The 11741-nt window shown below is 44.2% G+C and carries 11 protein-coding genes; 4 read left to right on the forward strand and 7 right to left on the reverse strand.

Going from position 1 to position 11741, the window contains the following annotated elements:
• Positions 1 to 130 precede the first annotated feature (130 nt).
• Positions 131 to 2239, reverse strand: coding sequence for an elongation factor G (gene fusA / locus AC23P2_RS11215; protein WP_487773276.1), 2109 nt, complete (start codon positions 2237 to 2239; stop codon positions 131 to 133).
• Between the two features lie 277 nt (positions 2240 to 2516).
• Between fusA and AC23P2_RS11220 the strand changes: the two genes are divergently transcribed.
• Both AC23P2_RS11220 and AC23P2_RS11225 read left to right on the forward strand, forming a co-directional pair.
• Complete coding sequence (locus tag AC23P2_RS11220) at positions 2517 to 3257, forward strand: DUF6089 family protein (protein ID WP_487773277.1); 741 nt, start codon at positions 2517 to 2519, stop codon at positions 3255 to 3257.
• Between the two features lie 56 nt (positions 3258 to 3313).
• Complete coding sequence (locus AC23P2_RS11225) at positions 3314 to 3706, forward strand: HIT family protein (protein ID WP_487773278.1); 393 nt, start codon at positions 3314 to 3316, stop codon at positions 3704 to 3706.
• A gap of 17 nt (positions 3707 to 3723) precedes the next feature.
• Here the strand turns inward: AC23P2_RS11225 and AC23P2_RS11230 are convergent, their stop codons facing one another.
• The 5 genes from AC23P2_RS11230 to AC23P2_RS11250 form a co-directional block, all read right to left on the reverse strand.
• A complete protein-coding gene (locus AC23P2_RS11230) occupies positions 3724 to 4533 on the reverse strand; it encodes a hypothetical protein (RefSeq protein ID WP_487773279.1) in 810 nt (269 codons plus the stop codon).
• Positions 4534 to 4948: 415 nt separating this feature from the next.
• Positions 4949 to 5785: an RpnC/YadD family protein gene (locus AC23P2_RS11235; RefSeq protein WP_487773280.1), complete on the reverse strand. Its 837-nt coding sequence runs from the start codon at positions 5783 to 5785 to the stop codon at positions 4949 to 4951.
• 260 nt (positions 5786 to 6045) lie between these two features.
• On the reverse strand, positions 6046 to 7143 hold the full coding sequence (locus AC23P2_RS11240) for a carboxylate-amine ligase (protein ID WP_028522462.1): 1098 nt from the start codon (positions 7141 to 7143) through the stop codon (positions 6046 to 6048).
• Between the two features lie 33 nt (positions 7144 to 7176).
• A complete protein-coding gene (locus tag AC23P2_RS11245; RefSeq protein ID WP_487773281.1) occupies positions 7177 to 8244 on the reverse strand; it encodes an ATP-grasp domain-containing protein in 1068 nt (355 codons plus the stop codon).
• 75 nt (positions 8245 to 8319) lie between these two features.
• The gene (locus AC23P2_RS11250) at positions 8320 to 9030 is read right to left on the reverse strand and encodes an esterase family protein (RefSeq protein WP_028522464.1); all 711 of its coding nucleotides are present in this window, start codon (positions 9028 to 9030) and stop codon (positions 8320 to 8322) included.
• Positions 9031 to 9176: 146 nt separating this feature from the next.
• On the opposite strand from AC23P2_RS11250, the gene AC23P2_RS11255 reads away from it, so the two are divergent.
• Positions 9177 to 9893, forward strand: coding sequence for a pyridoxine 5'-phosphate synthase (locus tag AC23P2_RS11255; RefSeq protein WP_487773282.1), 717 nt, complete (start codon positions 9177 to 9179; stop codon positions 9891 to 9893).
• 70 nt (positions 9894 to 9963) lie between these two features.
• Positions 9964 to 10347 (forward strand): RidA family protein, encoded by a 384-nt coding sequence (locus AC23P2_RS11260; protein ID WP_487773283.1) that lies wholly within the window; start codon positions 9964 to 9966, stop codon positions 10345 to 10347.
• A 74-nt stretch (positions 10348 to 10421) separates the two neighbouring features.
• Here AC23P2_RS11260 and AC23P2_RS11265 read toward each other — a convergent pair whose 3' ends face one another.
• Complete coding sequence (locus AC23P2_RS11265; RefSeq protein WP_487773284.1) at positions 10422 to 11600, reverse strand: acetyl-CoA C-acyltransferase; 1179 nt, start codon at positions 11598 to 11600, stop codon at positions 10422 to 10424.
• Positions 11601 to 11741 lie beyond the last annotated feature (141 nt).

Here is an 11741-nt window from a genome sequence, read left to right on the forward strand (position 1 = left end):
GATTGATTATTAATTTCTCCCATCGAAAGAGCCATTAACTCCGATAGGAAATATCTTTAATGTTTACCGTTTTTAGTTTTGGGTTTACGGTTTGTATTTGACCAATAAACCCAAAACAGTAAACTTAAAACTATCCTTTCGACTTGGCGATTACGGTCTCTGCCAAGTTGTTTGGCAAGAATTCGTAGTGCGAGAACGTCAAGTTGGCAGTTGCACGACCTGATGAAATCGTACGAAGGTCAGTTACGTAACCAAACAATTCAGACAATGGCACATTGGCTTTGATAACTTGCGCACCTGCTTTTGAGTCCATTCCTTTCATCATACCACGGCGACGGTTCAAGTCACCTGTGATAGGACCCGTATATTCGTCTGGCGTTACTACATCTACTGACATGATTGGTTCCAACAATTTTGGACCTGCCTGACGAGCCGCTTCTTTGAAGCCCATACGAGCTGCCAATTCAAACGACAATGAGTCAGAGTCAACATCGTGGTACGAACCGTGGAAGAGACGAACTTTCATTGAATCGATTGGGTAACCTGCCAATGCACCGTTTTTCATCGAATCGGTGAAACCTTTCTGTACGGCAGGGATAAATTCACGAGGAATGGCACCACCCACGATTTCGTTGACGAACAACAAACCAGTTGGGGCTTCTTCTCCTTCTTTCTGATCATCACGTGGCCCGATTTCGAACACGATGTCAGCAAATTTACCACGACCACCCGACTGCTTCTTATATACTTCGCGGTGTTCAAAGTTTTTAGTAAGTGCTTCTTTGTAAGCTACTTGAGGCGCACCTTGGTTTACTTCTACTTTGAACTCACGACGCATACGGTCGATGATGATTTCTAAGTGAAGCTCACCCATCCCTTTGATGATGGTTTGGCCTGTTTCTTCGTTTGATTCTACTTGAAGCGTTGGATCTTCTTCAATCAACTTACCAATTGCTTTCGAGAAGTTATCTTGGTCAGCTGTTTTCTTAGGCTCGATGGCATATCCGATAACTGGATCAGGGAATACCATTGATTCAAGAACGATTGGGTTTTTCTCATCCGAAAGGGTATCTCCCGTTTTGATGTCTTTAAAACCAACAACTGCACCGATGTCACCTGCCTCCAAACGCTCGATTGAGTTTTGCTTGTTGGCGTGCATTTGGAAGATACGAGAAATACGCTCTTTGTTACCTGAACGGTTGTTCAAAACGTAAGAACCTGCTTCTAATACTCCTGAATAAGCACGGATAAAGCACAAACGACCTACGTAAGGGTCAGTGGCAATTTTAAATCCTAAGGCTGCGAAAGGCTCGTCAACACTTGGCTTGCGAGAAATCTCAGCGCCTGTGTCAGGGTTTGTACCTTTGATGCTTTCTTTGTCAAGTGGTGAAGGCAACAATGCCATCACGTAGTCAAGCATTGTTTGTACTCCTTTGTTTTTGAACGAAGAACCGCAAAGCATTGGAACGATTTTCATGTCGATTACCGCCGCACGCAATGCTGTCAAGATTTCATCTTCAGTGATTGACTCTGGGTCTTCGAAGAATTTCTCCATCAACGTCTCATCATACTCAGCTACTGCTTCGAGGAGTTTTTCACGCCACTCAGCCGCTTCTTCCTTCATATCGTCAGGAATAGGCACAACTTCATACGTCATTCCTTTGTCATGCTCGTTCCAAATCATACCACGGTTGTTGATCAAGTCAACTACCCCTTTGAATTGGTCTTCTGCACCGATAGGCAACTGCAAAGGTACTGCATAGCTACCCAACATTTCTTTTACTTGCTTGCACACGTTCAAGAAATCAGCACCCGAACGGTCCATTTTGTTCACGAAGCCCAAACGAGCCACGTTATAGTTGTTGGCCAAACGCCAGTTAGTTTCAGATTGAGGCTCAACACCATCTACTGCACTAAACAAAAACACAAGACCATCTAATACGCGGAGTGAACGGTTTACCTCTACCGTAAAGTCAACGTGACCTGGAGTGTCAATGATGTTGATGTGGTAATTGTTGTCTCTCCATTTCCAATCTACTGTTGTCGCCGCAGACGTAATAGTGATACCGCGCTCTTGCTCTTGCGCCATCCAGTCCATCGTCGCTGCACCGTCGTGTACTTCACCGATTTTGTGGCTTACCCCTGCATAATAAAGAATACGCTCCGTTGTGGTGGTTTTACCCGCGTCAATGTGAGCCGCAATCCCAATGTTTCTTGTGAATTTTAAATCACGTGCCATGGTTTTTGTGATTGTTATTGAATCTGTTAAGTCTGTTTCTTGACCAAAAAAATGTATCAATTCTGACACACCCCTGAAAATCAGAGCGCAAAATTAGAAGTTTTGTCCTGAAAAACCAAAAGTCGTTTTTTACAAATTTAAAAACGCCCCCTTCAAAGTACCCTATTTTTTATTTTCTCTACTTAATTACTAGACGTTGGTACTATTTTTGCTTACTATTTATCGTTCTCAGAACTTACCCTATTCAATCAATCACATCACCTTCAAAATCCCCATAATGACGCGATTATTGGGTTCATTTGTTATTTCGGCACTATTATTGTTACTGGCCGGTGCGGCATTTTGCCAGTCGATGCACCGCTGGGAAGTAGGTATTGGCACGGGCACAGTAGGTTATTTAGGCGACCTCAATCGACACGATTTATGGCCAAGAGAATTTCGTCCCTCCATCAATCTTTATGCAAGAAAGTACATTGGAGACGTAGTAGCGCTTCGCTACAACGTTCAAGGAGGGCAATTTTGGGGGCGAGATAAGCACTATCCCACTCGGCTCTCCCGCAATTTGACCCTCGAAACTAATTTTGTTGAAAATTCACTCTTACTCGAATGGGATTTCTACAACATGAACCCGATTTTTTATCGTCAACAAAATGGATTTCAATCATTCTTTTCGCCTTATTTCTTTTCGGGCGTGTCGGTAGTTTATGCCAAACCTCAAATCAACTTCGACGAAAGCCAGACTCCCTACACTTGGATACGTGAAGGTATTGCCATCGACCGCGACGCCAACTACAATGCACTTCATTTGTCTTTTCCCGTTGGACTAGGTATTAAATACGATGTGTCTCCCGAGTGGATTGTAGGGCTTGAAGCGTCTTTTAGGCTTTCAACTTCTGACTATTTAGATGGCGTTAGTCATGCAGGTAATGCTAAGAAAAATGACGCGTATCAAGTAGCTACCTTCAACATTACCCGCCGATTAGGGCTATACAAAATGCGAATTCGTCGCCGATGGTAGGCCCAAAGAAGCCATTTTTGTTTGTATATTGCTCGCCAAATTTAACAATTACCGTTATGCCTTCTATTTTCACTCGTATCGTTAATGGAGAAATTCCTTGCCACAAAATCGCCGAAACTGACGATTTTTTAGCTTTTCTTGACGTTTTTCCTTGTGCACCTGGACATACGCTCGTCATTCCAAAACAAGAAGTCGATTATATTTTTGATTTAGACAATGCCCTTTACACTGGATTGATGCAGTTTTCAAAAACAGTGGCGGCCGCCGTAGAAAAAGCGGTTCCGTGCAAGCGAATTGGCGTTGCAGTAGTTGGGCTCGAAGTTCCTCACGCCCACGTACACCTCATCCCACTCAACAGCATGGCAGACATGAATTTCAATAACAAGCTCAAAATGAGCCAAGAAGAACTGGCAGAGATAGCCAAGAAGATAAGAAAGGAACTGCTATAGGGGCAGTTCCTTTCTTATTATTTACAATCGGTATAAGTAAATGTTTTACTGTAAGTCGAAATCCCCGAACCGTCCAAAAACCGTGTAAGGGTTTGCTCTGTCAACGGAAATCCGTCAGTGGTATAAGTAAACGTATAAGTCGTTTCTCTCACGGCTTTACCTGATTCGTATTCAGTCCGTTTGGTAGCATTGCCCCCTGCTTTTGTGGTAAAAAGTGGAAATTTGATGTAATCGGCATAATACCCCAAAACGCTGAACTGCCAGCCCTTAAAAGCGTCAAACATCGTCTTTTTGTTATCATAACCTGTTAGTACAACCCGAAACACCTCCTGATTGGTACGGGTGTCTTTGGTGATTGTTTCCAGAATATTGCCTTGTGCATCACGCGTGATTGTCGCTTCCATACCCTTTGAGTCCGTCACTTTCGTGATGCGCTGATTGGCATCGGTGGTGAAGTTCAGTACGTAATTGACATAATTCGCTTCGGGGGTTTTTACCACAGTTAATCGAGCAATGGAACCATTGGCGTTGTATTCGATAGTTTCTTCTACGTCTCCATCCACTACTTTCACCAATCGGTTGTCTGAATAAGTATATACCGCCTTGCCAGTAGCTTTCAATTGCCCTGTCGCATTATCTTTTACCGAAATATTTACTCCTTCAGGCACGCCATTGGGAGCATATACGTAGTCGAGTCGATAGGCATTGTCTCTACCTGTTTCGCTACTGATGTTGCAAGTGGGGGTTGTAACGGGTGTGGGGACAGGTTCTTTTTCTTTACAGGAAATAAAAGCGAACAAGGACAAAATAAGAATGGCTTTTTTCATGGAGTGGTTCTATATGGACTGGTTTTTAACAACGTACACAACACAGATTTTCGCTTGTTTCAAAAAGAAGTTTTTTAGAAACAAGCAACTTTATTACTCCTTTAGAAGCAGGTGATTGTATTGATTTGCTCGTTTTCGGTCTTTTTTTACGGTGCAAAACTACATAGAAGCAAATCTTTCTGAAAGTTTATTGTTAGAAGTTGTGGCATGTGGGACACGAGGTCACGGTTTTACAAATCACGGAGTAGCGTTTTTTTGCCATGAAATAGAAGCAGGCATTGTAGAAAGGAATCTGACTATTTTGGAAGACGTTTAGGCAAATTATGGATAATTACCGTGTTCTAAACAATAGTTCAAGGTTGTTTTTCAGAACAGCTTGAATAACGGGGGAATGAGTAAAATTTCAGCTAAATACCTATTTTTTACTCAGTTGCAAATGTACAGACTTAACAAAATCCACCGTAGTACCTGCAATATCTGCAATTTGCTCAAAAGGTAAATTTAATTTTTGAAGTAAGTTTGTAACAAATTTTGTTAATTCTTTTTCACGAGCCGTTGCTTCTCCTTTGTCAAGCCCTAACAAGAAAGCTACATCTTTCTTTTCGTCAATATATTTTGCGATGCTGTCCATAACTATATTTTTTAATTTCTGTTCTAATTTACGCAGTTGGGCTAAAACACGTAACTGTTTGAAATACCTCTTTAACGCTAAATCGCCACCCGTAGTTTCTTCAAGTCGTGAAATTATGTACTTCAAGGCATTTTCAGGGGTGTCATTGTTAAAATTAGCTAAAACCGATAAAACAATTTCCTCTGGGCGGTTTGATTTTAGAAATATTTTATAATCTACTGAATTGATTGCAAGCAAGTTATACTCGAAAGTCAAGCCGACATTGGTCAAATGAGTTTCCATTTTGGGTTGTCCTCTCCCTAAGAAAAAGACATACTGATAAATGGGAAGTCGATACTTCCGTATAAGCATTGCTTTGTACTCGTGCATACGATGCACCATTTCATCATCGTTTGCTACTTGAAACTCAATTTGCAATATAAAGGTATTGCCTTCATGATCAGTCACTTTTTTCAGAACATCGGGTTTCCGCTCTTTTGTATGCTGCACATCGTCAGGCAGTTCCTCCAAAGAAACAGCCCTCATACCCAACACATTTTGCATCAAGCTCGGTATTACCGCTTCGATATTTTCTTTGAATATCTTGTCGTACTGATTGGCCTGTTTTCTATTCTGATTCATACAGCAAATCTACACAAAAGCAGGCGTTTTAGAAAGTGAGCAAACGCCTTTGAAAGGTGTTTAGGTAGATGGCATGACACTTATCGTGTTACAAACAATCTTACTTGTCTTTGATTCGGTTCTCTTTCATAACACCCCGAACAACGTTTGTACCGTGTACTATTAACGATACATACGAGCAAATTCGCTCCTTTTTGTTGCGTTTTTTTAATGAATGGAGAATTGCCAATGAGGCAATTCTCCCACTTTTCAACAAATTATTAGAGACCATACTCGGTTTCTTCCACAATATAATCCACTACTCGGCTCAAATCGTGGGTTGCTTCCCAGACGGCTAATTGTCGGTCAGCGCCTGTGCCCATTTCTAAGATTTTGTGGATGTACTCTACTTCTTTACGACTGCCTAGTTCGTCCAGAACATCATCGACAAACTCAAGGAGTTCTTCCGCCAATTTGAAATAAGGCACTTCTTCTTTGCGTCCAAAATCAATAAGTTTTCCGTGAATACCATACCGAGCCGCCCGCCATTTGTTTTCATTGACGAGGATTTTGCGATAGTGTTGAAAATTGAGGTTTTTGCTCATCAATTTATAAATCTTCACCACCAATGCCTGCATCAACGCTGCCAAACAGATAGTTTCGTCGGCGCGCATCGGAATGTCACACACGCGGTATTCAATCGTGTTATAGAAAGGATGCAAACGCAAATCCCACCAGATTTTCTTACCGTTGTCGATACATCCTGTTTTAACGAGCAGGTTCACGTAGTCGTCGTAATCGTGGGCAGTTTCAAAATACTCGGGAATACCCGTGCGCGGAAACTTATCAAACACCTTCGACCGATACGACTTAAAGCCTGTATTGCGCCCGCACCAAAAAGGAGAATTGGTAGAAAGCGCGTAAATATGCGGCAAAAAATACGTCAGTGAGTTGAGCAACTTCACCCCTGTATCGCGGTCTGGAATCCCGATATGAACGTGCAAACCGAAAATCAAATTTCCCCGTGCCACGTCGCGCATTTCTTCGATGAGCTTGTCATAGCGTTCGTTGGGCGTAATTAACTCGTCTTGCCAATCCGAAAACGGGTGCGTTCCTGCGGCAGCAATTCGTAAATTTTGCTGCTTTGCGAGGTCAATAATCATCTTGCGCAGGTAAGTTACTTCTTTCCGCGCTTCCTCAATATTGGTACAAATATTGGTCCCCACCTCCACTACTGACTGGTGCATTTCGGCCGTCACACGCTCTTTGAGAATGATTTTTCCGTTCTCAACAATCTTCGACATGTGCGAACGCAATGCGCGGGTTTCGGGGTCGATGGTCTGGAATTCTTCTTCAATACCGATTGTAAACTGGTGCATAGATCTTGGGTAGTGAATCGTCCGCTGAAAAACTTATTTCTTTTTAGGCGCTTTTTTGGCAGGCTCCTCGGCTTTGGCCTTTGGCGCTGCTTTTTTAGGCTTTTCTTCGGTAGGCTCTACATCTCCTTTGGCCAAATGGCTAATCGGTAGGTTCATCGCCGAAGTGCGCACAAACGAGCCCCACGTCAAGTTGGTTTGACCATCTTTGTGGGCTTGGGCTTTTTCAATCGCCATTTTAGCCGCGTTATCAACAATCCAGTCAAAGTTTTCTTGCCCTACCGAATGAATATCGGCGTCAGGAGCGGGGTTACAGAAGTCAATCGCGTACGGAATGCCGTTGTGAACCGCAAACTCTACCGTGTTAAAATCGTACCCTAAGGCTTTGTTCAAACGGAGTACGTAGTCGGTAATCGTCGCAATTAGTTTTTTGTGCGCTTCGCCCGTTGTTTTTGGCTGCGTCGCATACCGCAAATGGTGCGGGTTGCGTGGTTCGTAAGGCATAATGTGGACGTATTTTCCACCAAGGCAGTAGCAACGGTAATAATCTTCAAACGTTACTTCGCTCTGGAGAAGCATCACCAACTGCTCCGTTTCGGCGTGTTTGTGCCAAAGGTCGTCCATGTCGTTGATTTTATAAACGCTCTTCCAACCACCACCCGCGTGTGGCTTCATGTACGCAGGGAAACCGACGTAGTCAAACATTTCGCCCCATGCCATCGGCATTTTAAGGTTACGGAAAGAAGTCTCACTCGTATCATCTGGGCGCTCTTTAGATGGCATCAACACCGTGTTTGGTACAGGGACGCCCAATTTTACAGCCAACGCATTGTTAAAAAACTTCTCATCAGCACTCCACCAGAAGGGGTTATTGATAACGGCCGTTCCGCACAAGGCTGCATTTTTTAAGTATGCCCGATAAAACGGTACATCCTGAGAAATACGGTCGATAATAACGGCATAGTCCGTGGCTTCACCCTGTACGACGCGGTCGATAAGGACAGGTTCGGCTACGATATTTTTTCCATCCAATTGATTGACACGCTCCACAAATGCCTGTGGAAACGTATTTTCCATTCCGTGTAAAATTCCTATTTTTTTCATGATGCTTGAGCCCCCCATCCCCAATGGGGGAGTTTTATTGTTATTGTTAAGCCCCCATTGGGGTGGGGGGGCTTTCTATAAACCCATTAATGAGAGATAATGCGGAAACATTTTGTTCCAAAGTGGCCAATCATGGCTCTCCCATCCACGAATGTCTAGCCAATGATTAATGCCTTTGGAATTTAAGATTTGTGACATTCGCACGTTATCGTTGAGACAGATGTCCCATTCGGACGTCCCAAGCACAATTTTCATGTGATTGTACTTCCAACCTTCCTCGTTTTGCATAAAATCTACGGGGTTGTTGTAATAGACCGTCTCGTCGCTGTAGCCTTCCAAAAAACTACGAATATCAAACGCGCCACTCATGCTAAACAGATACGCGACCTTATCGGGGTGTTTCATGGCAAAATTGAGGGCATGATAGCCGCCAAAGCTACAACCCGCGACTCCGATTTTGTCAACATTGCTTTCGTGACGAATCGTAGGCACAAGTTCGTTGGTCAAAAAACTATCGTAAATACTGTGATTGTGTACGCGCACCGAAGGATGAAGGTGTTTGGCATACCAACTATCACGGTCGATGCTGTCAACCGAATAGAGCTTTACTTTGCCTGATTCAACCAACCATCGCGCTGATTCAATCAGTCCGAAGTCTTTGTTTTGGTGATAACGCCCCATCGACGTTGGAAAGAGCAAAATGGGATACCCCCAATGCCCAAATACCTGCATCTCAATGTCGCGCCCCAAGGTGGGGGAATACCATTTGTGATAGGTTTCTTTCAAGGTTGATAAAGTGTTTGATGAATAAATATTTTGACGAAATATAGATAAAAACTCAGAATATCAAGTTTCTGAACTAAAAATTGTCAAAAAGTCGTTTTCCGAATACCTTTGGGTGTGTCTATTCGACCATTAATTAACTACCGCTTATGACTCGTCTTAGTGTAAACATCAACAAAATTGCTACCCTCCGCAACTCGCGGGGAGGCGATAATCCAAATGTCGTAAGAACTGCGCTTGATTGCGAGCGATTTGGAGCGCAGGGCATCACGGTTCATCCCCGTCCCGACGAGCGTCATATTCGTTATCAAGACGTACTTGACCTCAAAGAAGTCGTCACCACTGAATTTAACATTGAGGGAAATCCTACCGAAAAGAAGTTTGTTGAGTTGGTACTTCAAACCCAACCCGCCCAAGTAACGTTGGTTCCTGACGCACTGGGAGCAATTACCTCAAACGCAGGCTGGGACACCATCACTCACCGCGACCGACTGACTGATTTAGTACAGACCTTCCAATCGGCAGGGATTCGAGTTTCGGTGTTCGTTGACCCCATCGAAGCCATGGTTGAAGGTGCCAAAATTTGCGGAGCCGACCGAGTAGAGCTTTATACCGAACCTTACGCCGCTGAGTATTTTGACAACCGTGAGGAAGCGGTGGCATCCTACGTACGGGCGGCAAACGTTGCGAAAGAAGTAGGTTTGGGGCTGAATGCGGGGCACGATTTAAGTTTGGATAACCTGCGGTTTTTAAAGCAACAAATACCGCACTTGGACGAAGTATCCATCGGCCACGCGCTCATCTGCGACGCCCTTTACTACGGCCTTGAAAACACCATTCAGATGTACTTACGCGAATTAGAATGAGTTCATCGTTGAACGTCAATCGTATTAATCGTAGCCGAAGTGACTAAATTAACCTTATAATTTTATAGTTATGTCGAAGAAAATCATTTTCACCACTGCGGCGCCCTCGCCCATTGGCCCTTATTCGCAAGCTGTGATGGTTGGCGATACGTTGTATGTTTCAGGTCAGATTCCCATTGACCCTGACAATGGCGACCTCATCACGGGAAATATTGAACACGAAGCGCGTCAGGTGATGTTAAACATTGGGGCTATCCTAAAAGAAGCAGGGCTTCACTACCACAATATCATCAAAACGTCCATTTTTTTAAAGGACATGAATAACTTTGGGAAGGTAAATGAAGTGTATGGGCACTTTTTTTCGGGTCACTACCCTGCCCGTGAAACCGTAGAAGTTTCGCGCCTACCGAAGGATGTTAACGTTGAAATTTCGGTAATTGCGGTAAAAGATTAGGTGGGGCAGAGGGCTTAGGGTACGGAAAAACTTCCTTTGCCCTAAACCCTCTGCACAAAGCCCTCTGCACAGTATTAGTTCAAAAACTCGTAAATACCTGCTACGCCTTGGCCACCACCAACGCAGGCGGTCACCATACCGTATTTCTGATCGCGACGACGCATTTCATTGAACAATTGCACCGATAAACGCGCACCCGTTGAGCCAAGGGCGTGTCCAAGAGCAATGGCTCCCCCGTTAGGGTTGAGTTTAGTCGGGTCAATGCCCAATTCTTTTATAACTGCCAATGATTGGGCCGCAAACGCTTCATTCAATTCGATTTGATCAATGTCGTTGAGGGTAAGACCTGCTTGTTTGAGCGCAATCGGAATCGCCGCCACAGGACCGATACCCATAATGCGCGGTTCTACTCCTGCCGATGCGTACGACATCATGCGCGCGATTGGCTTGAGGTTCAGCTCGTTTACCATTCTTTCTGACATCACCACCACAAACGCCGCTCCATCTGACGTCTGAGACGAATTTCCTGCGGTCACACTTCCTCCTGCTGCAAATACAGGTTTCAAACGCCCCAAGGCTTCGAGGGTAGTATCAGCGCGTGGGCCTTCGTCTTTGTTTACTACATATTCTTTGGTTTTTTTCTTTCCTGAGTTGGCGTCAAAAAACGTTTCTTTTACCGTAATAGGCACAATTTCGCCGTCAAATTTACCCGCCGCTTGCGCTGCCAATGCCTTTTGGTGCGAAGCCAACGAAAACGCATCTTGCTCGTCGCGGCTGATTTTAAACTGATTGGCTACTTGCTCGGCCGTTAGCCCCATTCCGATGTAATAATCGGCGTGTTCTTTCGCAATTTCGTAGTTGAGGGCCGTTTTCCAACCCGTTGTAGGCACCATCGACATCGACTCTACGCCTCCAGCCACGATGCAATCCGCAATACCAGCGTTGATTTTAGCCGCCGCAATCGCAATCGCTTCTACCCCTGACCCACAGTAACGGTTAATTGTAAAACCAGGGACGCTTTTAGGCAAAGCAAGCAGCGAAATAAAACGCGCAATTTGCATTCCTTGTTCGGCTTCGGGTACGGCATTTCCTACGATGAGGTCATCCACCCGAGCAGGGTCAAGTTGCGGCAACTGCGCCATCATGTGTTTGATTACTTCTGCACCAAGGTCGTCGGGGCGTGTAAAACGAAAAACACCTTTCGGGGCTTTTCCCACGGCGGTGCGGTATCCTGCTACAATGTATGCGTTCATGTTTTAAGGTTGTTTCGTCTTATTGTTTAACGTTTTAGATTCCTTACCACAAAACAACCATTTTTTTTGCAAAAATTACTCTGCAAGCATAACATTTTTTTAAATACTTGGCATTTCTTCGCTGAGTCGTTAACTTGCATC

The organism is Runella sp. R0.1_18, assembly GCF_057652155.1.

Excerpts from the sequence above, each read along its gene's own strand:
- AC23P2_RS11225 (WP_487773278.1), top strand. The coding sequence starts at position 3,314 with ATGCCTTCTATTTTCACTCGTATCGTTAATGGAGAAATTCCTTGCCAC.
- AC23P2_RS11230 (WP_487773279.1), bottom strand. The coding sequence starts at position 4,533 with ATGAAAAAAGCCATTCTTATTTTGTCCTTGTTCGCTTTTATTTCCTGT.
- AC23P2_RS11220 (WP_487773277.1), top strand. The coding sequence starts at position 2,517 with ATGACGCGATTATTGGGTTCATTTGTTATTTCGGCACTATTATTGTTA.
- fusA (WP_487773276.1), bottom strand. The coding sequence starts at position 2,239 with ATGGCACGTGATTTAAAATTCACAAGAAACATTGGGATTGCGGCTCAC.
- AC23P2_RS11255 (WP_487773282.1), top strand. The coding sequence starts at position 9,177 with ATGACTCGTCTTAGTGTAAACATCAACAAAATTGCTACCCTCCGCAAC.
- AC23P2_RS11240 (WP_028522462.1), bottom strand. The coding sequence starts at position 7,143 with ATGCACCAGTTTACAATCGGTATTGAAGAAGAATTCCAGACCATCGAC.
- AC23P2_RS11260 (WP_487773283.1), top strand. The coding sequence starts at position 9,964 with ATGTCGAAGAAAATCATTTTCACCACTGCGGCGCCCTCGCCCATTGGC.
- AC23P2_RS11235 (WP_487773280.1), bottom strand. The coding sequence starts at position 5,785 with ATGAATCAGAATAGAAAACAGGCCAATCAGTACGACAAGATATTCAAA.
- AC23P2_RS11245 (WP_487773281.1), bottom strand. The coding sequence starts at position 8,244 with ATGAAAAAAATAGGAATTTTACACGGAATGGAAAATACGTTTCCACAG.
- AC23P2_RS11265 (WP_487773284.1), bottom strand. The coding sequence starts at position 11,600 with ATGAACGCATACATTGTAGCAGGATACCGCACCGCCGTGGGAAAAGCC.